27 protein-coding genes and 1 tRNA gene are annotated in these 25,755 nt (G+C 44.6%); 10 read left to right on the top strand and 18 right to left on the bottom strand.

Translation table 11 applies throughout. The features are described 5' to 3' along the window. Positions 1-9: 9 nt before the first annotated feature. Entirely contained in the window at positions 10-1,428 is a 1,419-nt protein-coding gene (locus tag KO473_RS08510) for an rRNA cytosine-C5-methyltransferase (protein ID WP_122130370.1), read from the bottom strand. Continuing rightward, positions 1,425-1,997: an ORF6N domain-containing protein gene (locus KO473_RS08505; RefSeq protein ID WP_122130371.1), complete on the bottom strand. Its 573-nt coding sequence runs from the start codon at positions 1,995-1,997 to the stop codon at positions 1,425-1,427. The genes KO473_RS08510 and KO473_RS08505 overlap by 4 nt, the downstream gene beginning before the upstream one ends. A 118-nt stretch (positions 1,998-2,115) precedes the next feature. Between KO473_RS08505 and KO473_RS08500 the strand changes: the two genes are divergently transcribed. The 6 genes from KO473_RS08500 to KO473_RS08475 all read left to right on the top strand — a co-directional run bounded on the left by KO473_RS08500 (position 2,116) and on the right by KO473_RS08475 (position 6,722). After that, positions 2,116-2,742 carry a DUF6249 domain-containing protein gene (locus KO473_RS08500; protein ID WP_005821627.1) on the top strand — a complete coding sequence of 209 codons (627 nt, stop codon included), beginning with the start codon at positions 2,116-2,118 and terminating at the stop codon, positions 2,740-2,742. Next, on the top strand, positions 2,739-3,287 hold the full coding sequence (locus tag KO473_RS08495; protein ID WP_005808274.1) for an RNA polymerase sigma factor: 549 nt from the start codon (positions 2,739-2,741) through the stop codon (positions 3,285-3,287). Before KO473_RS08500 ends, KO473_RS08495 begins: the two co-directional genes overlap by 4 nt. After that, positions 3,271-3,600: a DUF5056 domain-containing protein gene (locus KO473_RS08490; RefSeq protein WP_122130372.1), complete on the top strand. Its 330-nt coding sequence runs from the start codon at positions 3,271-3,273 to the stop codon at positions 3,598-3,600. Before KO473_RS08495 ends, KO473_RS08490 begins: the two co-directional genes overlap by 17 nt. A gap of 474 nt (positions 3,601-4,074) precedes the next feature. Then, complete coding sequence (gene cls, locus KO473_RS08485; protein WP_032531962.1) at positions 4,075-5,349, top strand: cardiolipin synthase; 1,275 nt, start codon at positions 4,075-4,077, stop codon at positions 5,347-5,349. A gap of 66 nt (positions 5,350-5,415) precedes the next feature. Then, positions 5,416-6,210 carry a thymidylate synthase gene (locus KO473_RS08480; RefSeq protein WP_005781248.1) on the top strand — a complete coding sequence of 265 codons (795 nt, stop codon included), beginning with the start codon at positions 5,416-5,418 and terminating at the stop codon, positions 6,208-6,210. A 17-nt stretch (positions 6,211-6,227) separates the two neighbouring features. After that, entirely contained in the window at positions 6,228-6,722 is a 495-nt protein-coding gene (locus KO473_RS08475) for a dihydrofolate reductase (protein ID WP_032542738.1), read from the top strand. Between the two features lie 2 nt (positions 6,723-6,724). On the opposite strand, the gene KO473_RS08470 is transcribed toward KO473_RS08475, so the two are convergent. After that, positions 6,725-7,201 carry an Lrp/AsnC family transcriptional regulator gene (locus tag KO473_RS08470; protein WP_005781250.1) on the bottom strand — a complete coding sequence of 159 codons (477 nt, stop codon included), beginning with the start codon at positions 7,199-7,201 and terminating at the stop codon, positions 6,725-6,727. A gap of 150 nt (positions 7,202-7,351) precedes the next feature. On the opposite strand from KO473_RS08470, the gene KO473_RS08465 reads away from it, so the two are divergent. Next, on the top strand, positions 7,352-8,632 hold the full coding sequence (locus KO473_RS08465; RefSeq protein WP_122130828.1) for an IgA Peptidase M64: 1,281 nt from the start codon (positions 7,352-7,354) through the stop codon (positions 8,630-8,632). A gap of 285 nt (positions 8,633-8,917) precedes the next feature. On the opposite strand, the gene KO473_RS08460 is transcribed toward KO473_RS08465, so the two are convergent. From KO473_RS08460 to KO473_RS08420, 9 genes are all read right to left on the bottom strand, one after another. Continuing rightward, positions 8,918-9,382, bottom strand: coding sequence for a biopolymer transporter ExbD (locus KO473_RS08460; protein WP_005781259.1), 465 nt, complete (start codon positions 9,380-9,382; stop codon positions 8,918-8,920). Further along, positions 9,382-9,972 (bottom strand): biopolymer transporter ExbD, encoded by a 591-nt coding sequence (locus KO473_RS08455; protein ID WP_005781261.1) that lies wholly within the window; start codon positions 9,970-9,972, stop codon positions 9,382-9,384. Before KO473_RS08455 ends, KO473_RS08460 begins: the two co-directional genes overlap by 1 nt. A 36-nt stretch (positions 9,973-10,008) precedes the next feature. Beyond that, positions 10,009-10,479 (bottom strand): hypothetical protein, encoded by a 471-nt coding sequence (locus tag KO473_RS08450; protein WP_005781263.1) that lies wholly within the window; start codon positions 10,477-10,479, stop codon positions 10,009-10,011. Between the two features lie 6 nt (positions 10,480-10,485). Next, positions 10,486-11,310 carry a MotA/TolQ/ExbB proton channel family protein gene (locus KO473_RS08445; RefSeq protein WP_005808294.1) on the bottom strand — a complete coding sequence of 275 codons (825 nt, stop codon included), beginning with the start codon at positions 11,308-11,310 and terminating at the stop codon, positions 10,486-10,488. 79 nt (positions 11,311-11,389) lie between these two features. Then, positions 11,390-11,477: transfer RNA gene (locus KO473_RS08440), tRNA-Ser, on the bottom strand. A 161-nt stretch (positions 11,478-11,638) separates the two neighbouring features. Continuing rightward, on the bottom strand, positions 11,639-12,415 hold the full coding sequence (locus KO473_RS08435) for a TatD family hydrolase (protein WP_005781265.1): 777 nt from the start codon (positions 12,413-12,415) through the stop codon (positions 11,639-11,641). Between the two features lie 3 nt (positions 12,416-12,418). Then, positions 12,419-13,129, bottom strand: a complete 711-nt coding sequence (locus tag KO473_RS08430) for a hypothetical protein (protein WP_005821640.1) — start codon at positions 13,127-13,129, stop codon at positions 12,419-12,421. A gap of 7 nt (positions 13,130-13,136) precedes the next feature. After that, a complete protein-coding gene (locus KO473_RS08425; RefSeq protein ID WP_005821642.1) occupies positions 13,137-14,111 on the bottom strand; it encodes a polyprenyl synthetase family protein in 975 nt (324 codons plus the stop codon). Between the two features lie 80 nt (positions 14,112-14,191). Next, positions 14,192-14,875, bottom strand: a complete 684-nt coding sequence (locus tag KO473_RS08420; RefSeq protein ID WP_005821644.1) for an energy transducer TonB — start codon at positions 14,873-14,875, stop codon at positions 14,192-14,194. A gap of 155 nt (positions 14,876-15,030) precedes the next feature. Between KO473_RS08420 and cmk the strand changes: the two genes are divergently transcribed. The 3 genes from cmk to pfkA all read left to right on the top strand — a co-directional run bounded on the left by cmk (position 15,031) and on the right by pfkA (position 17,760). After that, positions 15,031-15,720, top strand: coding sequence for a (d)CMP kinase (gene cmk, locus KO473_RS08415; RefSeq protein ID WP_032537559.1), 690 nt, complete (start codon positions 15,031-15,033; stop codon positions 15,718-15,720). Positions 15,721-15,832: 112 nt separating this feature from the next. Further along, positions 15,833-16,705: a 4-hydroxy-3-methylbut-2-enyl diphosphate reductase gene (locus tag KO473_RS08410; protein ID WP_005808303.1), complete on the top strand. Its 873-nt coding sequence runs from the start codon at positions 15,833-15,835 to the stop codon at positions 16,703-16,705. A gap of 74 nt (positions 16,706-16,779) precedes the next feature. Then, entirely contained in the window at positions 16,780-17,760 is a 981-nt protein-coding gene (gene pfkA / locus KO473_RS08405) for a 6-phosphofructokinase (RefSeq protein ID WP_005781272.1), read from the top strand. A gap of 60 nt (positions 17,761-17,820) precedes the next feature. Here pfkA and KO473_RS08400 read toward each other — a convergent pair whose 3' ends face one another. The 6 genes from KO473_RS08400 to KO473_RS08375 form a co-directional block, all read right to left on the bottom strand. Beyond that, a complete protein-coding gene (locus tag KO473_RS08400; RefSeq protein WP_005821646.1) occupies positions 17,821-18,687 on the bottom strand; it encodes an SDR family NAD(P)-dependent oxidoreductase in 867 nt (288 codons plus the stop codon). Further along, positions 18,687-19,919, bottom strand: coding sequence for an NADH:flavin oxidoreductase (locus tag KO473_RS08395; protein WP_005821647.1), 1,233 nt, complete (start codon positions 19,917-19,919; stop codon positions 18,687-18,689). Before KO473_RS08395 ends, KO473_RS08400 begins: the two co-directional genes overlap by 1 nt. A 14-nt stretch (positions 19,920-19,933) precedes the next feature. Continuing rightward, positions 19,934-20,695, bottom strand: coding sequence for a DUF1295 domain-containing protein (locus tag KO473_RS08390; RefSeq protein ID WP_005781275.1), 762 nt, complete (start codon positions 20,693-20,695; stop codon positions 19,934-19,936). Between the two features lie 116 nt (positions 20,696-20,811). Next, positions 20,812-22,155, bottom strand: coding sequence for a citrate/2-methylcitrate synthase (locus KO473_RS08385; protein ID WP_005781276.1), 1,344 nt, complete (start codon positions 22,153-22,155; stop codon positions 20,812-20,814). Between the two features lie 12 nt (positions 22,156-22,167). After that, on the bottom strand, positions 22,168-23,358 hold the full coding sequence (gene icd, locus KO473_RS08380) for an NADP-dependent isocitrate dehydrogenase (RefSeq protein WP_005781277.1): 1,191 nt from the start codon (positions 23,356-23,358) through the stop codon (positions 22,168-22,170). 116 nt (positions 23,359-23,474) lie between these two features. After that, complete coding sequence (locus tag KO473_RS08375; RefSeq protein WP_005821648.1) at positions 23,475-25,718, bottom strand: aconitate hydratase; 2,244 nt, start codon at positions 25,716-25,718, stop codon at positions 23,475-23,477. Between the last annotated feature and the right edge of the window lie 37 nt (positions 25,719-25,755).

Raw genomic sequence — 25,755 nt, 5'->3', positions numbered from 1 at the left:
AGTGAACTATCATAATGTCCGTATGTCCTCGGGCAAATATCCGCTTCGGATACGCCACTCTTGCGGATAAAGATTATTGGCGCGATTGCCGATGTTCTTCACAAATCCTAAAGGTATCTTTTTATAAGTGACCAGCACGTATCCTCTGGGAGCAGAGGGCGAGAGAGTGATGGCTTCTTTCCGCAGATAGGCAATGGCTTGTTCGTAAGTCAGCTCTTCGGCCGGGAAAAGCGATGTTTCCAGCAGACGGCTCATGGCAAGCCCATGTGCCGGAATCAGATCTTTCCCTTTGACTTCGGCTACTTCCGTGCCTGCCTGGACAATGCGGAGAGACGAACGAAGCATAGCTAAATCATCCAGAAAAAGTGCAGGAAAAGCAGTAATCACAGCACCGTTCACCAACAAATCATACTTGTCGGAAGTTGCCAACCAGCCTCTGGCAACGGCCAAATTCTCTTTGGATACCGATGAAGCAGCCGTTTCACCTTTCGATTTCTTTTTTTTCGGAAAATGGAAGCCTCCATCCGTTTCTTCTGCTTCTTCCGGCTTGCGAAGCACGGCGAGGAAAAAACCTTCTCCCTGTGTTTTATGAGGCAGGAAGCGGTAGACAGGCGCATCGGCCCCGACGAGCAAACCACCGGTAATGTTCCACTCTTCGGGAACGGTAAGCGGCAGCGGTTCTGCTCCGAATTCCTGCCTGATCCAAGCAATGTTCTCTTCGTCTTCCCGAGTATTATAGGTACAGGTACTGTAAATCAAGATTCCTCCCGGTTTCAGACAAGGCCAGATGTCGGTGATAATCCTGCGTTGGCGTTGCCAGCAGATTTCCACGTTCTCAGGGCTCCACTCTTCTATGGCACCGGGATCTTTACGAAACATTCCTTCACCCGAACAGGGCACGTCAGCCAATATGACATCGAAGAAGGAACCAATCCGCAAAAAATCAGAAGGGTCATTATTGGTAACCACAACATCGGGATGTCCCCATTTCGTCAGATTTTCTGCTAATATCTGTGAGCGGTTACGGATGACCTCGTTGGCCACCAACAAGCTCCCGTCCGGCAACAGGCTGCGGGCATGAGTAGACTTCCCCCCGGGAGCGGCGCAGAGATCGAGCATCTTCACCGGAGCCGTGACATACTGGCGCAACACCTGTTCCACAAACATCGACGAGGCCTCCTGCACGTAATAGCATCCGGCATGAAAAAGGGGATCGAAGGTGAACGTCAGCCGCTGATTGAGATAATATCCTCCTGCCGCCCAGGGAATGCACCCTGAAATGGAAGAACAGGACAGCGAATCAGTAAACTTGCTGTTCAGCCGGACACTAACAGGCGGCTCTTGTTCCAATGCAACGGATAATTTCTGATACTCTTCATCCCCCATCAGCGCACGGGTCGATTCGATAAATGATATAGGTAATTTCATTCTCCTTTATTATAAGATATAAAACCGATCGGATTACGGGATTTCCCGTCCGGTCGTTTGTCGTTGACCTGCAACTCGGCAATTGCCTGATTAATCAATTCTAATTGCATCCTCGTATCTTCATTGATGTCATTGTAATCGGCAAATGCCTCTTCTACATATTCTTTTAATTCTTTGATTTCATTTTGCAACCTGGTGATATCATTCACCGGAAGAGCCGAAACCAATTGGCGGACAGCCACAAAAGCGCGCATGATGGAGATATTCACTTCGATGGCAATATCACTGTTCAACACCCCGGAAAGCATGGCCAGCCCCTGTTCGGTAAAAGCAAAAGGAAGCTTGCGGGTACCTCCCCAACTTGACATCACAATTTGTGACTTCAAGATTTCCCATTCTTCCGCATTCAATTGGAACATAAAATCGACAGGAAACCTTTTACTATTCCTCTTTACTGCCTGATTCAGAACACGGGTTTCTACCTGATACAACCCTGCCAGATCAAAATCCAGCATCACTTTCTGCCCCCGTATCTCGTAAATCTTGCTCTGTATGATTTGTAGCTCCATCACTTTTGTGTATTAATAGCTGCAAATATCAAAAATATTTCGTCTCTTTGCAACTTTCTGCGCTATGAACTACGTCTAACAGACAAATAAACAAAAACAATTAAAAAACAACAGTAATATGAAACGTATCTTTATCGCTTTGATGGTAGCTATGACCTTCTGTTCGCTGGCAATGGCACAGAACCAAACCATCACCCAAAACAACAATGACTCTTCAGACTCTACCTTCGTTGCTGAATACACGGACATTGTGGACAGCAGTACCGTAGACACCGACTACCAGAGCAGCAGCTTCGATTTCGGAAACGAATTTCCGTTCAATATGGGCAAAGGAGCTATTAACGGAGGTATACTGACAGGTTTAATAGTCGTCATACTGATATTCGGATTCCCTTTCTTTATCGTATTCGTTGCTTTCTACTTCCGATACAAAAACCGGAAAGCAAAGTACAAACTGATGGAACAGGCACTGGCAACCGGGCAACCCCTGCCGGAAGGAATTTTCAAAGATAGCCTGCCACAGGACTACCGGACGAAAGGCATCAAGAATATCTGTACCGGAATCGGACTGTTCATCTTCCTTTGGGCCATCACAGACGAATTCAGCATAGGATGTATCGGATTGCTGGTGTTGTTCACCGGAATCGGGCAGTGGATCATCTCACGCAACCAGCAGCACGGACGCCCGGAAGACCCTTTCACAACTCCTACACACAGAGACGAAACCCAGAATGAACAGAAATGAGCCAGCTCAATGATATATCGTTAGTCGCACAGGTCGTGGTGTTCAGAAACACCAGGGCCTTCGACCAATTGGTACAGAAGTATCAGTCGCCCGTCCGGCGCTTCTTCCTGAACCTGACCTGCGGCGACAGCGAACTGAGCGACGACCTGGCACAAGATACGTTTATAAAAGCCTACACAAACATCGCAAACTTTAAAAACCTTTCAAGTTTCTCAACATGGCTTTACAGAATTGCTTATAACGTATTTTATGATTATATTCGCAGCCGAAAGGAAACAACGGATCTGGATGCCCGTGAAGTGGATGCTGTCAACAGCACCGAACAAGTGAACGTGGGCGAACAGATGGATGTTTACCAATCACTCAGAACGCTGAAAGAAATAGAACGCACCTGTATCACTTTGTTCTATATGGAAGATGTCAGTATAGAAAAGATTGCGGGAATAACGGGATGCCCGGTAGGAACGGTCAAATCGCACCTGTCGAGGGCTAAAGACAAATTGGCAATTTACTTAAAACAAAACGGTTATGACGGAAACAGATGATAAACTCCTGAAGCAATTCTTCAGCGAGCAAAAACAAGAAGTAAAAGATAATGGGTTCAGCCGCCGCGTCATGCGTAATCTACCGGGACGAAACCACCGGTTAATCCAGATATGGGGAACGGTCTGCACAGTATTGTGCGTCATCCTGTTCTTCGCCTTCGGAGGTCTGCAAGCCACTATCAGTACGCTGCGCGAAGTTTTTGTATCCATGGTACAACACGGGCTTACAACAGGATTCGATCCGAAATCTCTCTATATCGCCATTCTGGTACTCGCTTTCTTCGGAGCACGCAAGGCATGGTCTATGGCTTGATGCGGAGATAATCCGGAAGCCGTACAGGGATTTGTGCGCAACAGCCCTAAAAAACAAGTGAAAAACTTGCTTTCAGGATCAGAATGCGTTATCTTTGTAAACAAGATACATACAATATATTCAATTTAATATGAGGTAAAAGGGAAGAGTTGCAACTCTTCCCTTTTTTTATGGTATCACCGGCAGATCTTCCGGAAGACGGTGCGTCCGGAGGAAACAGACGGTGTCTTTCGGTCCGGAAGACGGTGTATTCCTGCCAAAAGCAGTAAGCTTTCGCCCCCGAAGCCCGGCTCTTCCACCCGATAACATCAGGAGTAAATCAATTATCTCCTGATGTTATCAAGCATTACTCCTATTCTTTCCCGAAAAAGCGACCCACTGTTAATATATACTAAATCTGCTCTTGACAAAAAGAAGCCAAGAACAGAGATGTTGTATCTTTGTTTCCTTGTAAACTAAATAAAGACTGAGGTTTTGAAATTATACGTTTTAATAATAGCGACCATTCTCTCTATAGGCACTGCCCGAACACAGAATATTGACAGCCTGCTGATGCAGCGGGAGGACACTACACAATTTATTCGAAGCGACTCTCTCGTCATGCAGTTCCTCGAGTACTCTAACATCCCTATCACTGACAATAATAAGGTGAAACTTATCAAAAGCGGGCGGGAGAAATTTGAAGACTTGTTCGAAGCCATCCGCGGAGCAAAGCATCACATTCATCTGGAATATTTCAATTTCCGTAACGACTCCATAGCCAATGCACTGTTCGACCTGCTCGGCGAAAAAGTGAAAGAAGGTGTCAAGGTACGGGCATTGTTCGATGCATTCGGTAACTGGTCGAACAACAAGCCGCTCAAAAAGAAGCATCTGAAAGCAATCCGGGAGAAAGGAATCGAAATCGTAAAATTCGATCCGTTCAAGTTCCCGTATATCAATCATGCAGCCCATCGTGACCATCGGAAGATTGCGGTCATCGACGGAAAAATAGGATATACGGGCGGAATGAATATTGCGGATTACTACATCAACGGGCTACCCAAGATAGGTACCTGGCGCGATATGCACATCCGGATCGAAGGTGACGCGGTGAATATTCTGCAAGAAATCTTCCTCGACATCTGGAACAAGACTACCAAACAAAACATCGTGGGCGAAGAATATTTCCCGAATCATCCGGAACGTGCAGACAGTTGCAACACAATCATCGCAATCGTAGACCGTACTCCCAAACGGAACTCCCGAATGCTGAGCCACACGTATGCCATGTCTATCTATGCCGCGCAACACGATGTACGCATCGTGAATCCATACTTCGTTCCGACTTCATCCATCCGCAAGGCCCTCAAAAGGGCACTGAACCGGGGAACGAAAGTAGAGATCATGATTTCTTCCAAATCGGATATCCCTTTCACACCGGATGCCTCGCTCTATGCCGTGCAGAAACTGATGAAAAAAGGGGCAAATATCTATCTGTACAACGGTGGATTCCACCACTCAAAGATCATGATGGTGGACGATCTGTTCTGCACCGTAGGTACAGCTAACCTGAACAGCCGGAGCCTGCGATACGATTATGAAACGAATGCCTTCATTTTCGACAAAAACATCACTCAGCAGTTGAATGACGTTTTTGAAGCCGACACCCTGCATTGCACCCGCCTGACTCCAGAAATGTGGAGACAAAAATCGGCCTGGAAAAAGTTTAAATGTTGGTTTGCGAACTTATTCACACCGTTCCTGTAAGTTATTCGGGCTGTTTTTGTAACTTTGGCAGGAATTTTTAGTAACTCAAAAAGTATAACCATCCATATGAAACAATATTTAGATCTGCTCAACCGGGTGTTGGCAGAAGGAACAGAAAAAGGTGATCGCACCGGAACGGGAACCATCAGTGTCTTCGGACACCAGATGCGTTTCGACCTGGACGAAGGCTTCCCTTGCCTCACTACCAAGAAACTTCATCTGAAATCGATCATTTACGAACTGTTATGGTTCCTGAAAGGAGACACAAATGTGAAATATCTGCAGGACCACGGTGTACGCATCTGGAACGAATGGGCGGATGAGAAGGGCGACCTGGGACATATTTATGGTTATCAGTGGCGTTCGTGGCCCAACTATGACGGCGGATTCATCGACCAGATCAGTGAAGCGGTGGATGCCATCAAGCACAATCCGGATTCACGCCGCATCATCGTCAGTGCCTGGAACGTCGGTGACCTGGATCACATGAACCTCCCTCCCTGCCACGCGTTCTTTCAGTTTTACGTAGCGAACGGACGATTGAGCCTGCAACTCTACCAGCGCAGCGCCGATATCTTCCTGGGTGTACCGTTCAACATAGCCTCCTATGCACTGCTGCTACAGATGATGGCGCAAGTCACCGGTTTGAAAGCGGGAGAGTTCATCCACACGCTGGGTGATGCGCATATCTACCTGAATCATTTGGAACAGGTGAAACTGCAACTTAGCCGGGAGCCCCGTACACTGCCGCAGATGAAAATAAATCCGGATGTGAAAAGTATCTTCGACTTCCGGTTTGAGGATTTTGAATTAGTAAACTACGATCCGCACCCGCACATTGCAGGGAAAGTTGCGGTATAACATAACTCCACCGGACTATGAGTAAAATTAGCATTATTGCCGCTGTAGACCACCGAATGGCCATAGGATTTCAAAACAAGCTTTTATTCTGGCTGCCCAACGACCTGAAACGTTTCAAGGCGCTGACCACAGGAAACACAATCATAATGGGACGAAAAACTTTCGAATCGCTTCCTAAAGGAGCGTTACCCAATCGACGGAATGTGGTACTCTCTTCCAATCCGGCAACCGAATGTCCCGGAGCAGAGGTGTTCACTTCGCTGGAAGCCGCTTTGAAAAGCTGTCAGGAAGAAGAGAAAGTATACATCATCGGAGGAGCAAGTGTCTACCGCCAAGCCATGCCTTTGGCCGACGAACTGTGCCTGACCGAAGTTGATGACACAGCTCCGGAAGCAGATGCCTTTTTCCCGGCTGTAGATACAGCCATATGGCACGAAAAAAGCAGAGAAGTCCATCCTGCGGATGAGAAACATCTCTGCTCATATGCTTTCGTAGATTACGTTCGGGGATAAACTTAATCCTCGTCCGTTTCTACCATGATCGGCATTTGCCGCTTGATAGCTTCATGGAATGAAATAAGCGTCTCCGTACGAGCCAATCCCAACGGTTGAAGTTTATCATGGATCACACTCAGAAGGTGATGGTTGTTCCTTGCGTATATCTTGATAAACATATCGTATTTCCCGGTGGTGAAATGACATTCCACTACTTCCGGAATCGCTTCCAAAGCTTTGGTCACAGAATCGAACGACTCAGGATCTTTCAGATAAATCCCAATATAAGCACATGTCTCATATCCAATCTTCTCCGGGTCGATAACATACTCCGAACCTTTCAATATACCCAGATTAGTCAACTTCTGTATGCGTTGATGAATAGCCGCACCCGAAACGTTGCACGCTCTTGCCACTTCCAGAAACGGAATGCGGGCATTGTCGGCAATCAACTTCAGAATCTGCTCGTCTAAAGTATCTAATTGATGATGTCCCATTTTAAATCAATTTGTTTTAATATATCAATCTCTAATGCAAAGTTAGTTATTTCCCCGGCAATAAATACTATAGTTTATTACTTTTATTTGTAAAAATAGAATAAATCGGCAATAGTTCGTACCTTTGTAAAAACAATAAATTCACACGATATGAAGCTAATATTGACCTTATTCACCTGTCTTTTCGTGACAGGATGTGCATACGCACAAAACTTTTCGGACTACTTTACGAACAAAACACTGCGCATCGATTATCTTTTCACCGGAAATGCGGAAAAGCAATCAATTTGTCTCGACGAACTTTCGGAACTGCCCACATGGGCAGGCAGACGGCATCATCTTGCAGAATTACCACTGGAAGGAAACGGGCAAATTGTCATGCGTGATGTGGAAAGTGGAAAAGTTATCTATACCACTTCGTTTTCCTCACTATTCCAGGAATGGCTGGAGACAGACGAAGCTAAAGAAGTAACCAAAGGATTTGAGAATACTTATCTCCTGCCCTACCCTGTAAAACCAGCGGAAGTAGAAATCACGCTGCGCAACAACAAACACGAAGTAAGCGCAAGCCTGAAACATATCGTCAAGCCCGATGATATCCTGATACATAAAAAAGGACTCACACACATCACCCCACACAAATATTTGCTGAAAAGCGGAAACGAAGAACAATGTATCGATGTGGCAATCCTGGCCGAAGGATATACCACAGCCGAAATGGAAACTTTCTATAAAGATGCAGCCGTGGCATGCGAAGCACTATTTTCGCACGAACCGTTCCAGTCTATGAAGAACCGTTTCAATATCATAGCCGTAGCCAGTCCTTCCGCAGACAGCGGAGTCAGTGCTCCGAAACAGGGAGCATGGAAACATACTGCCTTCGGTTCGCACTTCGATACTTTCTACTCTGACCGCTATCTGACTACCAGCCGTGTAAAAGCAATTAACGACGCATTGGCAGGCATTCCCTATGAACATATCATAATCCTCGCCAATACAGAGCAATATGGCGGAGGCGGCATCTACAATGCTTTCACATTAACCACCGCACATCACCCCAATTTCCGCCCGGTAGTGGTACACGAATTCGGACATAGTTTCGGTGGTCTGGCCGATGAATACTTCTATGACGAAGATGTGATGAACAGCCTCTATCCACTCAGTATCGAACCATGGGAACAAAACATAACCACACGTGTCAACTTCGCTTCCAAATGGGAAGATATGCTCACTAAAGACACCCCGGTTCCGACTCCGGTAGCAGATAAGGCCAAATACCCCACAGGTGTATACGAAGGAGGAGGTTACTCAGCTAAAGGTATCTATCGTCCGGCATTCGATTGCCGCATGCGCACAAATGAATATCCCACATTCTGTCCGGTTTGCCAGAGATCCATCAAACGAATCATAGAATTCTATACAGGTAAATAAGATCATCTCAAACCAACGAAAAGGAATACATTAACCACTGTACGAATTACACAGACTTCACAGGTCTTATCAAGATTATCGACTATTTCAATCTTTATATCTGCATGTGAGTCTGTGTAATCGCCCATACAGGAGTTACGATATCGCCACTAAATACATACAGGCAACCCATATAATTCCCGAGGGATATTAGTCCTATAAGAGCTGAAAGCGATAAGCCCGGGTATCTCATAAAAAAAGGCCGTCTGAAACAAATCAGACGGCCTTTTCTATGTATAGAATAACTTATTCGCGAGCTCTCGCAGAATAGTTAATTTTCAGTGCATAAGCTTGACGAAGAGCCTGTTTAATATCGGTAACGATACCCATTTTTGTATCCTGGTCAATTTTCAAAGACACAGTCATAAAGGGTTGGTCTTCCTCTTTCATACTTGAGCGCTCGTTAGTTACGTAAGCCTGAATTTCGTCAACTTCAGCATATGCGTCATTCAACTGGATACGGCTTTCAGACCCCAGTTTTTTACGAAACTCTGCTGTCGGTTTACCTACATAGATAAACGTAACCAAAGATTTCTTTTCAAGCTTTTCCAACTCAGTACCTTGCGGAATCTTAAACTCAACCTTCAAAGAAACTTCACGCATTGTTGTTACAATCATAAAGAAGAACAACAATGTAAAGATCAAGTCAGGTAGAGAAGAAGTATTCAGCGTAGGCATCCCGCGCTTACCTGTTTTATTAAATTTTCCCATTAATTATTCTTTTTAACTCCTTTAGGTTCAGCCTCAGAGATCTTCTGAGGAAAAATTTCACGAATAGCTTTCTGCTGGTCTTCATTCAACTCAGCATAATTCTTCTGCCACTTTTCCTGAGCCAATTCATCTCTTAACTCGTTGTAAGCAGCAACCAGCTCATTTTGAACATCAAAATAAGCCTGATAAGAAGATCCGCGGTCACTCTGCAAAGAAATTACATGATTCTCCGTAACCATGGTATTACCAAAGAAAGGCACATCTTTCGCATGTTTTTCCGGTAATTTTTCATCGTTATATGGATTGGCAATGAATTCTTTGGCTTTTTCCCTCAATTGCTTCACATCAACAACTTCGCCACCGCACATCAACTGATTCTGAAAGTTCAGAAAAATCTGCAGAACGTTACGATCCTTAACAACGATGTCATTGTCAACCTGATCCTTATCGGGAGGTGGAGGCAATTGTCTTGCCAAACCACGGTCAGTATCCATAGATGTCGTAATCAAGAAGAAGATAAGCAATAAGAATGCAATATCCGCTGTTGAACTTGAATTAATTTCAGGAACTTTTCTATTTCCTTTTGCCATTGTAGTTACTGTATTTTATTGAGTTTCCCCAATTAGTTATGATAATTTCTTTTTAATACTACTTCCGATGATAGCAACAACTGTTACCAACAACAAGAAATAAATACTGTAAAGGAACATATCAGTCAGTTTCAACCAGAAAGGAACATTGTCAGTTCCTTCATATCCCTGAATTGTCAGTGTTTCACCACTACCCATAGACCATGCTACAACCAATACAAGAACAAGAAGAATAAGTCCGAGCAATGATCTGATAGCACCCTTAGGATTGTCTTTCAAAGCAGAACCGAACTGGAAGATAGCAGCAACAACAGTTGCAACTACAGCAATGCCAAACAGACCGTACATCAGGTACAGCAAGGCATCTGTGTTTGCAGGATTATCCATGTCGTATACAAGCGGAGTTTCCATTTGTCCACCAAAATAGAAAAGACCCAATACGATCACGATAAGAGCAAACATCGCGTATAGTACGTAATACGATACTTTATATGTTAACTTACTCATCTCAGATTATTTTTTGTATTTCAAGTTATATTTGATTACCATGTCAAGCAAAGAGATAGAAGAGTCTTCCATTTCGCTTGTAAGAGCTTCAATTTTAGCAAGGATGTAGTTATAGAATACCTGAAGGATCAAAGCTACAACCAAACCGAAGATAGTAGTAATCAAGGCAACCTTCATACCACCAGCAACAACTGTCGGAGAGATATCACCCTGCTGTTGGATTTTATCGAATGCCATAACCATACCTACTACAGTACCCAAGAATCCCAATGACGGAGCCATCGCGATGAACAGTGTGATCCAAGAGCATCCTTTTTCAAGGTAACCAGCCTGAACGCCACCATAAGATACTACAGATTTCTCAACCACGTCGATGCCTTGGTCGATTCTCATCAAACCTTGATAATAGATAGAAGCAACAGGACCTCTCGTGTTACGAGCGATATCTTTAGCAGCTTCAACATCACCTTTTTCCAAAGCAGCTTCGATAGAAGACATAAATTTCTTTGTGTTGATTTCAGCCAAGCTCAAGTAAATGATACGTTCAATACAGAAAGCCAAACCAATAACCAATGCGATAGCAACCAAACTCATGAAAGATGCAGTACCTTCGATGAATTTTACTTTAATTTCTTTGTGGATACCACCTTCTTCTTCAGCACCAGCAAGAGGAGCAGAAGCTTCAGCAGCCTCAGCTACAGCGTCAGCAACCGGTTTGTCTGCTGCAGGAGCAGCTTGTTCGGTAGCAGCAGCATCCTGAGCCTGAACGAGTTGAGTTGAGCCAAATGTTAAGACTCCCATCACAGCAACAATTGCAAATAACTTTTTCATTGTGTGTCTAATTTTTAAGATTAATTAATTAAATTATTATTATTGTATTTACTTATCGTCTTTTGTTTAATATTTCCTGCGGAGAGAGCGGGATTCGAACCCGCGATACACTTTTGGCGTATACACGCTTTCCAGGCGTGCCTCTTCAACCACTCGAGCATCTCTCCAATTGGTGCTTTCCTCAAATCGGGTGCAAATTACAAAAAAAATGCGAACCACAAGCGTTTTCAGCTACAAATGTATTCTTTTTTTTCTTCTTCTGCAGCATTATCCTTCTTTTATCTTTAATAAATCCACTAAATTAATAAAATTTAAAATCTAACAGAGCTTATTTGAGTATTCCAAACACTTTCAATGCGCTGATAGCAGTCAATTCCGCAACTTTTTCGGGATCTTCCTTGTATATTTCGGCAACTTTTATTAATGTATCTTTCACATTCGCACTCTCATTCCTCTTCCCACGGTTAGGGACCGGCGTGAGGTAAGGAGAATCCGTTTCCAGCACAATGCGTTCCAACGGAATATGTTTAAGCGCTTCCGGCAGAGTTGACTTTTTGAAAGTGACCACACCATTTATGCCAATCTTAAACCCGGAGAACTCCATCATCCGGGCGGCTTCTTCGGACGTCCCGGTGAAACTATGAAAAATGCCGGTCAAGCCACTGCTTTTATAAGGCTGCAATACCTTATATATATAATCAAAAGCTTCACGGCAATGAATGACAATCGGCAACTGGTACTGAAGAGCCCACTGAACCTGTTTCTCAAAAACAATCAACTGTTCTTTCAACCAGGTTTTGTCCCAGTAAAGATCGATCCCGATCTCTCCTACGGCCACAAATCGTTCCGAAGTTGCCAGGTGATTAGCCACTATTTCAAGTTCTTTTTCATACGAATCGTTCACGGAAGTAGGATGCAACCCGATCATCGGGAAACAAAAGTCACGATAGGTATCACAAACCGACAACATAGGTTCGATTGTCGTACTGTCTATATTGGGCATAAAAATATGCGTAACACCGGCAGCACGGGCACGCTCCATTACCAAAGGCAAATCTTCGGCAAATTCTTCCAGAAAAAGATGGGAATGTGAATCGACAAGCATATTTTAAAGAATCTCTTTATTTGTTTTTTCACCGGTCCGGTAATAATAAATCAGACCGTAATCACGACATTTCTCCAACCGTTTTTCATTAGGCAGTACCTCCTGGTACTTGGCCTCCACCTGATTCCAGATATCGAGAATCAACCGGTCAGCCTGCGCACGCATAGACGAAAGTTGTTCTAAGCTACGATTTGTGAGGAGTTGAAGGTTTTTCTGCTTTTCATAACCTTCCATGAATATATCATAATGTACTTTCACTTTGGCAATCGTCGGGTTATAGATAGGTATGCCTCCCCGGGAAGTACGTTGCCGTTCTCCTTCTATGATTTTCTGTCCCCACTCGGCTATAGAAGCCTCACTGTTCAAGTCGGGCACACCGAAATTATCCATAGGCAAGCTGTACATATCTTTATGGGATTCTTTAATTTCGGCTCGAATCACTGCCAGGTTCAAAACTTGTATAAAGTGAGAAATATAAAGACGGGCCGCTTTTACATTGGCCTGATGCTTCTTACTGTTTCTGCTCTGTTCGCCATAACAGTGTACATAATAAGAATGCGCAGCCTCAAATTTAGCCAGAAACATACGTGCTTCCCCCAATGTCTTTAACGAAACGGCCAAATCATAGACATTACATACGTCCCCCTTTACGACCGCTGCTTTCAGCGCCCGTATCCTGGCTTGATCAGTATTTGGCAAACGTCTATAAGGCATCGTTATATTACATCTCGCGGTACATTAAATGCTTCATCAGCTTTTTCAGCTCACTTTTCCTATCTTCTATGACAGATACGGCCCCCAGACTGGTCATCGCACGAGTATAGTACTCACGCATCTTGTTTTCACAGACAGCTTTGATACCTATCTGATTGTACAACTCGGTTACAGCACTGATTTTTTCTTCGGCACAGAATGAAGTCGCATTCAGCCAACGGTTCAGTTCATCCAACTGATTCCGGTCGGCCCGTTCCAATGCTTTAATCAACATATATGTTTTCTTATTGCATAAAATATCACCACCGATATTTTTACCAAACACGGCTGAATCGCCATATACATCCAGCAAATCATCCTGCAATTGGAAAGCAACCCCAATCTGCATGCCGAAATCATATAGATTTTCAGCATCTTCATGGGAAGCTCCTCCCAAAATAGCTCCGATTTTCAAACTTGCCGCCAATAGAACGGCAGTTTTCAAACGGATCATTTCCAGATATTCCTCTTCTTTCACATCATCGCGGGACTCAAACCCCATATCCATCTGCTGACCTTCGCAAATCTCAAGTGCTGTCAGGCTAAACAAGTCCATTACCTCTTTCAGATACTCTGAAGAACAGCTTGCCATATACTGATAAGCCAGCACCATCATGGCATCTCCCGACAAAATTGCAGTATTGTCATTCCAGACTTTATGAACCGTTGTTTTTCCACGGCGCATATCGGCCCGATCCATCAAGTCGTCATGCAAAAGAGTATAATTATGATAAACTTCAATTGCCGTAGCAGGATCATAAACAGAAGTAACATCCTCCTTATAGAGATTGTATGCCATTAACATTAGAACAGGGCGAATGCGTTTCCCCCCCATGGAAAGTACGTATTTAACAGGGTCATACAAACCAACCGGTGTGCGTGTAAACTGGATATCTGAAATGTGAGAATTTATTTTATCAAGAAGCTGAAATGCTGTATACATAGTAATAAGTTATAAAAAAAGAGGATTGAATGAAAAGAGGCTGCTTGGACGGCAGCCTCTCTTCTTATACTATACAATGATTATTGCAGTCTGAATCGTACAGGTAATGTAAATCTACAACGAACAGGTTTACCTCTCTGCTTACCCGGCTTCCATTTAGGCATGGTTTTAACCACACGAAGAGCTTCTTTATCAAGATATGGGTCAACGCTCTTTACAACCTTAATGTCAGTAATACTACCATCACGTTCAACAACGAACTGAAGAACAACCTGTCCCTGGGTTCCGTTTTCCTGAGCAATGGTCGGATAGTTGATATTCTTATACAGGAACTGCAAACAAGCAGGCATACCACCCGGAAACTCAGCAGCTTCTTCTACTACTTCAAAAATTTCCTGTTCCGACGGTTCTTCCTCTTTCACCTCAACCGGCACGTATTTTACTTCCACTTTCTGTCCGGTATCCTCTGTTGAAGCAATAGCTGTTTCTTCCACATCAGCCTGGTCATCAACAATCTTCAGGATTTCAGCCTGTTTCGGAACCTCAACAGGAGGTGGGGCCGGTTTTTCTTCCTGTTGTGTAATAGGAATCATTTCCTCTTCAAACTCAATTTGGGCTACTGCCTGGCTTGTATCGATCTTTATATCACGTTCCGTCCATTCGAACGCAACGAATATAAAGGCGAGCACCACAACGTAACCGATCAGCAGCCACTGGGTCTTCTTACCTTCGAGGTCTGCTTTGGGCGATTTTTTTACTTCCATAAAATTATTATATAAAAATTGGTGTTCTTCTGGTTTTTAAGCTGTTATTGCTTTTGTGCCACAAATATAACGCAGATATTTTAAAAATGCAGTATATTTGGCGAAAAAATTTAGATAAGACGTTAAAAAAGGGAATAAACCTGCTGCATAACATCATGAAAAAGATAACAATTGCAATTGATGGCTTTTCTTCTTGCGGGAAAAGTACCATGGCTAAAGATTTGGCTAAAGAAATCGGATACATTTATATCGACAGTGGAGCTATGTATCGTGCCGTTACACTATACAGTATAGAGAACGGCATCTTCAGCGGAGATACGATTGATACTGAAAAACTGAAACAGCGTATCGACGATATCCACATCTCTTTCCGGATTGATTCGGAAACCGGTCGCCCGAATACTTACTTAAATGGAGTGAACGTAGAGAACAAAATCCGCACCATGGAAGTTTCTTCTAAAGTAAGTCCGATCAGTGCGCTCGGTTTTGTCCGCGAAGCCATGGTGGCCCAGCAACAAGAAATGGGCAAAGCCAAGGGCATTGTTATGGATGGCCGTGATATCGGTACAACTGTATTTCCGGATGCAGAATTAAAGATATTCGTAACCGCCTCACCGGAGATTCGCGCCCAGCGCCGTTATGACGAACTGAAAGCCAAAGGACAGGAGGCCAGTTTCGAAGAAATATTGGAGAACGTGAAACAACGTGACCATATAGACCAGACGCGTGAAGTGAGCCCGCTAAAGAAAGCCGACGATGCTTTACTATTAGACAACAGTCATCTCACCATTGCCGAGCAGAGGGAGTGGCTGACAGCCGAATATCAAAAAGCGATAAAAGAGTAAAAACGGAAGGGTGTAGCCATACGCCCCATAGGGTGTAGCCATCCTGAGGAAAGGGTGTAGCCATCCGGTCAGTATGGCTACACCCTTTTTTAATCACAGATTTTGTAATTATATGGTAAAAGTAGAAATAGATGAAGGTTCCGGTTTTTGTTTCGGAGTGGTCACAGCCATCCACAAAGCCGAGGAGGAACTCACAAAAGGGGTGACGCTCTATTGCCTGGGAGATATTGTACACAACAGCCGCGAAGTGGAGCGTCTGAAGGAAATGGGACTGATTACCATCAACCATGAGGAATTCAAGCAACTTCATAACGCCAAAGTACTTTTACGCGCCCATGGCGAACCGCCTGAGACCTATATCATCGCCAAAGAGAATAACATCGAGATCATTGATGCCACTTGTCCGGTAGTACTCCGTTTGCAAAAACGGATCAAACAAGAATACATGCAGGAGGACTCTGATGAGAAACAAATCGTGATCTACGGTAAAAACGGACATGCAGAGGTCCTGGGATTGGTCGGACAAACAACCGGCAAGGCGATTGTGATAGAAAAACTCGATGAAGCCCGTCAGCTGGACTTCAGCAAAAGCATACGCTTATACTCACAGACTACCAAATCACTCGATGAGTTTTGGGAAATTGTGGAATACATCAAAGAACACATTTCGCCTGACGCGACTTTTGAATATTATGATACCATTTGCCGCCAGGTAGCCAACCGCATGCCCAACCTGCGAAAATTTGCCGCTTCACACGATCTGATCTTTTTTGTCAGTGGTAAAAAAAGTTCAAATGGCAAAATGTTATTCGAAGAGTGCAAAAAAGTCAACCCAAACTCACATTTGATAGACAGTGCTGAGGAAATCGATGATTCTTTGCTCCCCGGAGTCAATTCTATCGGCGTATGCGGGGCTACATCCACTCCCAAATGGCTGATGGAAGAAATCTCCGAAGCCATAAAGGCACAGATTAAAAGACAATGAATTAACGTTATTTAATCATACAGGGCACTCCTTTTTGTTATCTTTGCAACGTCAATTAAAAAAACAAGATTGTTATGGGAACAGTTAAGTGTGTTGGTATTTTAACTTCCGGTGGTGATGCACCGGGAATGAACGCTGCTATTCGTGCAGTGACACGTGCAGCAATCTATAACGGACTGCAAGTAAAAGGTATATATAGAGGATACAGAGGCTTGGTAACAGGAGAGATCAAAGAATTTAAAAGCCAGAATGTAAGTAACATCATTCAACTGGGAGGAACGATCCTGAAAACAGCACGTTGCAAAGAGTTTACAACTCCCGAAGGACGCAAAATGGCATACGATAACATGGTAAAAGAAGGTATTGACGCCCTTGTTGTAATTGGTGGTGACGGTTCGCTGACCGGAGCACGCATCTTTGCACAAGAATATGACGTTCCCTGTATCGGACTTCCGGGTACTATTGACAATGACCTTTTTGGCACAGATACCACTATCGGATATGACACGGCGCTGAATACCATTCTGGATGCAGTCGACAAGATCCGTGACACAGCTACTTCGCACGAGCGTTTGTTCTTTGTAGAAGTAATGGGACGCGACGCCGGTTTTCTGGCATTGAACGGTGCGATTGCCTCGGGAGCAGAAGCCGCCATCATTCCGGAATTCAGTACGGAAGTCGACCAACTGGAGGAATTTATAAAGAGCGGTTTCCGCAAATCAAAAAACAGCAGTATCGTACTGGTAGCCGAAAGTGAACTTACCGGAGGTGCCATGCATTATGCCGAACGTGTGAAAAACGAATATCCTCAATATGATGTTCGCGTCACCATTCTGGGACACTTGCAACGTGGTGGCAGCCCGACGGCACATGACCGTATTTTGGCCAGTCGTCTGGGTGCGGCAGCTATCGATGCTATCATGGAAGACCAACGTAATGTCATGATCGGCATAGAGCACGACGAAATTGTTTATGTTCCGTTCAGCAAAGCCATCAAAAACGATAAACCTGTCAAAAGAGATCTCGTCAATGTGTTGAGAGAACTGTCTATTTGATAACAGTATACAACAGGAAAAGACAGACGGTGGACGGTAAACATACAAAATGTTTATGGTTCACCGTTTATCATTTACGGTAAACCCCTTCTCTGACAAGATTCTTTCTGTTTCCTCCCATAATTGCACCCTTTGAACATGGTGAGTATATTTTTCGGAAAGAGGATGCAAATGATTATTCAAATTAAATGTCGCAGTCTGTTTCCCTGCTTCCACATCAAGTAATAGTCCGATTGCAGTAGAGGCCCCCTGAAGAGGTGTCCGTATAAAAGGACGGAAGAAAATGTCGGTCAATGGATCGAACCATTGATGCATCCGGATGATATCGGTAGACACAATTCCTGGATCAGCAGCATTGACCGTTATTCCACGTACCCGAAGACGCTCTGCCAGTTCAAAAGTAAAAAGCAACAAAGCGAGTTTTGTATTACTATAAACAGGGATTCGCCAGAAATTTCCCCTTTTACCACGAAGAAAAAAATCGGGAAAATCCAGCTTACCAATTGCATAGGTACAAGACACCATATTGACAATACGTGTTCCCTGTCCCATCAACGGAAGCAAAAGCCGCGTCAACAGACAGGGACCTACATAGTTTACACTGACCGTACGCTCCAGCCCATCTTCTGTAATATGCAATCCGGTTTCCATCGTCCCGGCATTATTCATCAGCAAAGCTATGGAAGTGTTCCGCTGTAATACCCGGTTTGCAAAAGTTTTCACTGAAGCCAGTGATGCAAGATCTATCTCCCATACTTCCATATTCTTATTTCCTGTTTCCTTCGCCAACTCCCTGCATTTGGGCTCCGCCTTCGACAGCGAACAACAGGCCATGATTACTGCATAACCTTCACGAGCCACGGCACGGGTGATCTCCATCCCCATCCCACCATCGGCGCCGGTAATAATAGCAAGCTTACGTTCCATCATTTATTTTCCAAGTGTTCGATCTCTTTTTGCAAACAAAGAGGAAGTTCTTCTGCCAAATGATGATGACAAGCCATCTCAATGGTATACATCCTTCCTATGCAATAATTACTGTGCCCACAATTACAGCGGGCCTTTTCTTCACGCCGCATCCGGTTGACAAACCCGGGTTCATTAAGCAAAGCACGTGCCATCTGTACAGCCTCGAACCCTTCATTCAGCACTTCATCTATTTTCTCACGGGACACCAGCCCGCCAACATAAATTAAAGGAATTTTAATCTCAGAGCGGAACTTTAAAGCATCTTCCAAGAAATAGGCTTCTTTAAAAGGAACAGTCGGTATCATCACCCGTCCCGCCAACTTAACACCATACTTCAACCACCAGCAATCCATATAGTGCGTCAACGTTCTGATGGGCATCGCCCCACGCATAACATACATAGGAGCTTTACTGACAAAACCTCCACTCAAAACCAATGCATGCCCCCCCAATGACTCAAGCCGTCTGGCCACTTCAAGGGTCTCCTCTATTTCCATACCACCACGAAAGCCGTCACGCATATTCATCTTCACGAACACGGCTATATCACTGCCGGCCGCCTTCATCACCTCTTCCATTACTATCGTCATAAACCGCATCCGGTTCTCCAATGATCCTCCATATTCATCTTTCCGGCGGTTGGTGTAAGGTGAAAGAAACTGGCTGATCAGATACCCATGTCCTGCGTGAACTTCAACAGCATCAAAGCCGGCTTCACGAGCAAGACAGACTGCACGCCCGTAGGCTTTTGCCATTTCCGGCAATTCCTCCCGCCTCATCCCCCGTACCCATGTAGGCGAATAAATATTGAAGCCTGATGAAGCAGAAATAGGCGTAACTCCACAAATACTTTTATGAGACATGTTGCCACAATGCCCTATCTGTATACTGGCAGCGGCACCCTCCGCATGAATGGCATCGGTTAGCTCACGTAAGCCGGGAATGATCTCGGGACGAAGCCACAATTGCCTTGGAAATGATAATCCGCTACGGGTCACCGAAGCATAGGCAACCGTAGTCATCCCTACACCTCCGGCAGCAACGGAACGATGATAATCAAGCAACATCGGAGAAGGGGCGTTTCCCGGACACATACCTTCAAAAGCTGCCGAACGAATAGTACGGTTGCGCAATGTAAGCGGTCCGATGGTAATCGGTGTGAAAAGCTTAGAAGCAAGGTGTGTATTCATAAGTAATTTATTTTTTAATATAAGAAGGGAAAAATTCGTTTCTTATACTCGACCTGCGCCCCGAACTCTTCGTTATAACGATGCCAAATAGCATCTGCCCGTGGAACAAGGTTGGCAATAGTCCACCAAGCAAAGACACATCCCGGCAAAGACCAGGTCAAGACAGCCCAACCAATCCATTCAACAATCTCACCCAAATAGTTGGCAGAAGTCACGTAACGATACATTCCCCTTTGAGGAAGATAATGGCGGGTATCTCCGGAAGTACGCAGATTCCGGATGACTGAGTCGGAATGCCAGTTGATTAACATCCCACTGAAGAATAAAAGTGTTCCTATCCAAAAACAAGGTGACAGCAACCAGTCAGCTGTGTAGTATCCTGAAGGCGCAAGATAAAATATCCATTCACCCTGCATCAGTCCGTTGAGGATATTAAAGAGGACTCCCATCAAAAGAATGAGTATCGGCATCTTACTTTTTCCTTTCATCAAGAAGGGAAAAACAAAGGCCCGCTGGAAGTAATGCAACTGAAAGAAGAGAAAGAAAGTAAGTTCTACAGGAAAGAAACGACGGTCGGAATGCCACCACAACCAACTCATGACCAAAAAGACAGGGGCCTCCATAAGTATCCAGGCCAACTTATTGTTTACCGAGATACCCCAGGAACGGCTGCGGAACATACCGTATCCCGCCCTGATAAAATAAAGGGCTATGAAAACGACCAGAGCCACCAGACTCATTATCAAAAGAAGCAGATTAAAGCCTTCTATACTCATATCCAAGATTTTATACAATGGACAAAGTTAAAAGAAAAACTTTAAAGAGACAAATAGTTTACGGAAATAAAGTAAGGGTGCTGCAAAGTGATCTGCCACACCCTCAGACTTTTCTTTTATCTTTTTTTCAACGGCACATATTTTTCTTCTTCCAACACATTCTTGTAAGCCGGACGAATGATACGTTTGCCTTCAAAATTCAATTCTTCATTACGATGGGCACACCAACCGACAATACGTGCCATAGCAAACAAAGGAGTGTAGATTTCTTGTGGCAAGCCAATCATTTCGTATACAAAACCGGAATAAAAATCGACGTTGCTGGACACCGTTTTTCCATTATTCTTAATCTTACCGAATGTGGCAATGGCACGCTCTTCCAGAAGTTCAAGGAAAGCAAATTCGCGTTCACGCCCTTTCTCATGTGCCAGGTCACGTGCAAGTTCCTTCAGCAATACGGCACGAGGATCGGAAATGGTATACACGGCATGCCCGATACCATAGATCAATCCGGTCTTATTATAAACCTCTTTGTTCAGCATACGGGTAAAGTAAGTGTCAATCTCATCCACATTGGTCCAGTCCTGAATATTTTCCTGCAAATGATGGAACATGTCGGCCACCTGAATATTGGCACCTCCATGGAGCGGACCTTTCAACGAACCGATACCTGCGGCAATAGCCGAATATGTATCTGTACCGGTAGATGAAGTTACACGAACCGTAAAAGTAGAGTTGTTACCTCCTCCGTGTTCCGCCTGGAGCACCAGCAAAAGGTCGAGCGTACGCGCGTCCAGTTCGGTATAATCCCGTTTCAGCATATAAAGGAAATTCTCAGCAATCGACAAATTCTCCTGCGGATGACGGATGTGTAACGAACGGCCGAAAGTGGCATGACGCAACATATTGAAGGCATAAGCGATGATTGTGGGGAACTTTGAGATCAGATCAATGCTCTGACGCATCAGGTTATCACGTGAAGTGTCATCCGGATTGGAATCAAAACGATACATTTCAAGTACACTGCGAGCCAGAATGTTCATAATATTGTTCCCCTCAAGTTCAATGATATTCATCTTGGTTTTTTGTTCCAAAGGCATATTATCATTGATTAGTTCCCTAAACGAAGCCAGTTCTTCTTTATCGGGCAAACTGCCGGATAACAATAAATAAGCAACTTCTTCAAATCCAAAACGTTTTTCTTTCAGAATGGCATGTGCCAAGTCTTCCAGATCATATCCCCGATAGAACAGCTTTCCGGGAATAGGCTTCAATCCCCCTCCGGGAATTCGCTCATAACCTACGACATTACCAATCTTAGTCAATCCGACTAACACACCTGTACCGTCTTCGTTACGAAGCCCCCGTTTTACGTCAAACTTCGGAAATAAATCGGTGTCAATCCGGGTACAATCTTTCATTGCCTCGGAAAGTTTATAAATCAAATATTCTTTTTTCATGTCCTGAAGGTATTAATTTTTAATTCGGTTAATGATTTCTTCTGTAAATTCGGAGGTAGAAAGTGGCTGCCCTTTGTGCATGAAGCGCGCCAGGTCATTGGTGGCTTTCCCTTCGGCAAAACTGGCTTCAAGCGCCTCTACAATCAGGTCGGCAGGCTCCTGCCAACCCAGATATTCAAGCATCATGACGGCCGAAAGTATCAACGAACAAGGATTGACCACTCCCTTTCCGGCAATGTTGGGAGCCGTCCCATGGGTAGCCTCAAAAATGGCATGTCCGGAGTCATAGTTGATATTGGCTCCCGGCGCGATACCGATACCTCCTACCATGGCTGCCAACTGATCGGAAATATAATCTCCGTTCAGATTCAAAGTGGCGATAACCGAATAGTCTTCAGGAATCAAGAGAGTGTTCTGCAAAAAGGCATCAGCGATACAATCTTTAATCACCAGCTTGCCTGAAGCAATCGCATCGGAAAACTCACGTTCAGCCAACTCGTATCCCCATTTTTTAAAACCTCCTTCGGTGAATTTCATGATATTGCCTTTGTGCACCAAAGTGACTGAAGGCAGTTCATGCTGCAATGCATAGCGGCACGCGGCACGTACCAGACGCTCTGTACCTTCACGCGAAACCGGCTTCACCCCGAAAGAAGAGGTTTCGGGAAAACGTACTTTACTGACTCCCATCTCATCGTGCAAAAACTTATAGAATTTTCTTGCCTCCGGAGTACCTGCTTCCCACTCGATCCCGGCATAGATATCTTCCGTGTTTTCACGAAAGATGTGCATATTCACCTTCTCAGGCTCTTTGACGGGAGACACCACTCCACGAAACCAGCGCACCGGACGCAAGCAAACGTATAAGTCGAGCGTCTGGCGGAGAGCCACATTCAACGAACGGATTCCCCCGCCGACCGGAGTTGTCAACGGTCCTTTGATGCCGATCAGATATTCCTTAAAAGCCTCCATCGTTTCATCAGGTAACCATGAACCCGTTGCCCGAAAAGCACGTTCACCGGCCAATACTTCTTTCCATTCGATATGACGGCTGCCACCATACGATACGTCTACCGCCGCATTTACTATTGCCTGCATGGCAGGAGTGATTTCCGCCCCTACTCCATCACCTGTTATAAAAGGTATTGTCGGTACATCCGGCACCAACAATCCCCCATCTTTCTGTTTGGTAATTTTACTCATTGATTTATTTTTTTATATACTCCTCCAATCGTGTTCCAAAGTCAGGTTCAATTGGTTTAAAACCAAAGATTTATTGATTTAAAACCTAAAACAAGTCCCGGAAAGCTATCTACAAGCTATTTGGCGTTCAAAGCCGATCCAGCTCGGAACCAGCCAATCTGCTGTTCATTGTAAGTATGCTGTACCGCAAACCGTTCTTCAGTGCCATCTTCGTGATGCAAAATCACCTCCAGGTTATGTCCGGGCGAAAACTCTTTTAATCCAACTACCGAGATTAAATCGTGCTCACGAATCCGGTCATAATCGGCTTTATCTACAAAAGTAACAGCCAACATACCCTGTTTTTTCAGATTGGTTTCATGAATGCGAGCAAAGCTTTTGGCCAGAATCACCTTCACATTCAGAAAACGCGGTTCCATGGCAGCATGCTCACGACTTGAACCCTCGCCATAATTTTCTTCGGCTACTACAATGGAAGAGATATCATCCGCTTTATACTGTTTTGCGGTACCCGAAACAGTTTCATATGTATTGGTCAAACGGTTCCAGACCTTATTCGTTTCACCATTGAATGCATTCACCGCTCCCATCAACATATTATCGGATATGTTTTCCAAATGTCCACGAAACCGAAGCCAGGGACCTGCCATCGAGATATGATCTGTGGTGCATTTTCCCTGTGCTTTGATAAGCAGCGGCATATTGAGAAAATCATTGCCGTCCCATGCAGGGAAAGGAGTCAGTAACTGTAAACGCTGAGAATCCGGAGCAACCTTAATCTCAGCTTTCTCACCCGTAGGAGCCTGATATCCCTGATTGCCGGCAACAAATCCGGCAGATGGCAGTTCATCCCCCGTAGGTTCACTAAGTTTCACCTTTTCACCGTCATGGTTAACCAAACGGTCTTTCAACGGGTTGAAACAAAGATCGCCGGCAATAGTCAGTGCCAGAACAATCTCGGGTGAAGCCACAAAAGCAAAAGTATTCGGGTTACCGTCAGCACGTTTGGCAAAATTGCGGTTAAATGAAGTCACAATAGAGTTTTTACGGGTCGGATCGTCTGTATGGCGTTTCCACTGGCCGATACAAGGACCGCAGGCATTAGCCATGATAGTAGCACCCATCTTTTCAAATACATCCATCATACCGTCACGCTCGGCTGTCGCACGGATCTGTTCGGAACCCGGATTTACAATCAGTGGTGATGCCACTCCCAAGTTCTTCTCATTCACCTGCCGGGCTACGGAAGCCGCACGGCTAATGTCCTGATAAGAAGAGTTGGTACAGGAACCTATCAAACCTACTTCCATTTTTCGGGGATAACCGTTCATTACTACCTTTTCAGCAAATTCTGAAATAGGAGTGGCGGCGTCCGGAGTAAACGGACCATTAATATAAGGTTCCAACTCTGAAAGATTTATTTCGATAACCCGGTCATAAAAATCTTCCGGACGTGCCATTACTTCGTCGTCTGCACGCAGATCGGCAGCTACACTGTCAGCCATCACAGCCACTTCCTCGCGTCCGGTTGCTTTCAGATAAACAGCCATACGTTCATCATAAGGGAAAAGAGAGGTAGTAGCTCCTACTTCAGCACCCATATTACAGATTGTAGCTTTTCCCGTGGCCGATAACGAAGCCGTACCCGATCCAAAATATTCGATAATAGCGTTTGTTCCTCCTTTCACGGTCAGGATACCAGCCAATTTCAGTATGACATCTTTGGGAGCTGTCCATCCATTCAACTCTCCTGTCAGACGTACCCCGATCAATTTCGGCATCTTAAGTTCCCACTCCATACCTGTCATCACATCCACAGCATCGGCACCACCTACACCGATCGCCACCATTCCGAGCCCTCCGGCATTCGGGGTATGCGAGTCGGTACCGACCATCATCCCACCCGGAAAAGCATAATTCTCAAGCACCACCTGATGAATGATGCCCGCTCCCGGCTTCCAGAAACCAATGCCATAACGAGAGGAAACATCACGCAAGAAATCATACACCTCCCGGTTGGTTTGTGTGGCTGTTTCAATGTCACGTTCAGCACCCCGGTAAGCTTGTATCAAATGATCGCAGTGTACCGTGGAAGGTACTGCCACTGTATCTTTCCCGGCATTCATAAATTGCAACAAGGCCATTTGAGCCGTTGCATCCTGCATTGCAACACGGTCCGGACGAAAATTGACATAGTCCTCTCCCCGTTCATAATTCTTTAAATCCGCCACATTATACAAATGTGCATACAAAATCTTTTCAGCCAACGTCAAAGGACGCTTCAGTGCTGCACGAACATGCTCCATTTTCCCTTTATAGGATGTATAGAAGCTCTTTAACATATTCAAATCATATACCATAACAATTCTGGTTTTATCTGTTCTTCTATTTATTATA

The organism is Bacteroides sp. HF-4919, assembly GCF_018860125.1.
This window is presented reverse-complemented; position numbering and strand designations above follow the sequence as displayed.

What these genes read in the sequence shown, in the direction of transcription:
- KO473_RS08510 (WP_122130370.1), bottom strand. Translation starts at nt 1,428, where the DNA reads ATGAAATTACCTATATCATTTATCGAATCGACCCGTGCGCTGATGGGG.
- KO473_RS08505 (WP_122130371.1), bottom strand. Translation starts at nt 1,997, where the DNA reads ATGGAGCTACAAATCATACAGAGCAAGATTTACGAGATACGGGGGCAG.
- KO473_RS08500 (WP_005821627.1), top strand. Translation starts at nt 2,116, where the DNA reads ATGAAACGTATCTTTATCGCTTTGATGGTAGCTATGACCTTCTGTTCG.
- KO473_RS08495 (WP_005808274.1), top strand. Translation starts at nt 2,739, where the DNA reads ATGAGCCAGCTCAATGATATATCGTTAGTCGCACAGGTCGTGGTGTTC.
- KO473_RS08490 (WP_122130372.1), top strand. Translation starts at nt 3,271, where the DNA reads ATGACGGAAACAGATGATAAACTCCTGAAGCAATTCTTCAGCGAGCAA.
- KO473_RS08480 (WP_005781248.1), top strand. Translation starts at nt 5,416, where the DNA reads ATGAAACAATATTTAGATCTGCTCAACCGGGTGTTGGCAGAAGGAACA.
- KO473_RS08475 (WP_032542738.1), top strand. Translation starts at nt 6,228, where the DNA reads ATGAGTAAAATTAGCATTATTGCCGCTGTAGACCACCGAATGGCCATA.
- KO473_RS08470 (WP_005781250.1), bottom strand. Translation starts at nt 7,201, where the DNA reads ATGGGACATCATCAATTAGATACTTTAGACGAGCAGATTCTGAAGTTG.
- KO473_RS08465 (WP_122130828.1), top strand. Translation starts at nt 7,352, where the DNA reads ATGAAGCTAATATTGACCTTATTCACCTGTCTTTTCGTGACAGGATGT.
- KO473_RS08460 (WP_005781259.1), bottom strand. Translation starts at nt 9,382, where the DNA reads ATGGGAAAATTTAATAAAACAGGTAAGCGCGGGATGCCTACGCTGAAT.
- KO473_RS08455 (WP_005781261.1), bottom strand. Translation starts at nt 9,972, where the DNA reads ATGGCAAAAGGAAATAGAAAAGTTCCTGAAATTAATTCAAGTTCAACA.
- KO473_RS08450 (WP_005781263.1), bottom strand. Translation starts at nt 10,479, where the DNA reads ATGAGTAAGTTAACATATAAAGTATCGTATTACGTACTATACGCGATG.
- KO473_RS08445 (WP_005808294.1), bottom strand. Translation starts at nt 11,310, where the DNA reads ATGAAAAAGTTATTTGCAATTGTTGCTGTGATGGGAGTCTTAACATTT.
- KO473_RS08435 (WP_005781265.1), bottom strand. Translation starts at nt 12,415, where the DNA reads ATGCTTGTCGATTCACATTCCCATCTTTTTCTGGAAGAATTTGCCGAA.
- KO473_RS08430 (WP_005821640.1), bottom strand. Translation starts at nt 13,129, where the DNA reads ATGCCTTATAGACGTTTGCCAAATACTGATCAAGCCAGGATACGGGCG.
- KO473_RS08425 (WP_005821642.1), bottom strand. Translation starts at nt 14,111, where the DNA reads ATGTATACAGCATTTCAGCTTCTTGATAAAATAAATTCTCACATTTCA.
- KO473_RS08420 (WP_005821644.1), bottom strand. Translation starts at nt 14,875, where the DNA reads ATGGAAGTAAAAAAATCGCCCAAAGCAGACCTCGAAGGTAAGAAGACC.
- cmk (WP_032537559.1), top strand. Translation starts at nt 15,031, where the DNA reads ATGAAAAAGATAACAATTGCAATTGATGGCTTTTCTTCTTGCGGGAAA.
- KO473_RS08410 (WP_005808303.1), top strand. Translation starts at nt 15,833, where the DNA reads ATGGTAAAAGTAGAAATAGATGAAGGTTCCGGTTTTTGTTTCGGAGTG.
- pfkA (WP_005781272.1), top strand. Translation starts at nt 16,780, where the DNA reads ATGGGAACAGTTAAGTGTGTTGGTATTTTAACTTCCGGTGGTGATGCA.
- KO473_RS08400 (WP_005821646.1), bottom strand. Translation starts at nt 18,687, where the DNA reads ATGGAACGTAAGCTTGCTATTATTACCGGCGCCGATGGTGGGATGGGG.
- KO473_RS08395 (WP_005821647.1), bottom strand. Translation starts at nt 19,919, where the DNA reads ATGAATACACACCTTGCTTCTAAGCTTTTCACACCGATTACCATCGGA.
- KO473_RS08390 (WP_005781275.1), bottom strand. Translation starts at nt 20,695, where the DNA reads ATGAGTATAGAAGGCTTTAATCTGCTTCTTTTGATAATGAGTCTGGTG.
- KO473_RS08385 (WP_005781276.1), bottom strand. Translation starts at nt 22,155, where the DNA reads ATGAAAAAAGAATATTTGATTTATAAACTTTCCGAGGCAATGAAAGAT.
- icd (WP_005781277.1), bottom strand. Translation starts at nt 23,358, where the DNA reads ATGAGTAAAATTACCAAACAGAAAGATGGGGGATTGTTGGTGCCGGAT.
- KO473_RS08375 (WP_005821648.1), bottom strand. Translation starts at nt 25,718, where the DNA reads ATGGTATATGATTTGAATATGTTAAAGAGCTTCTATACATCCTATAAA.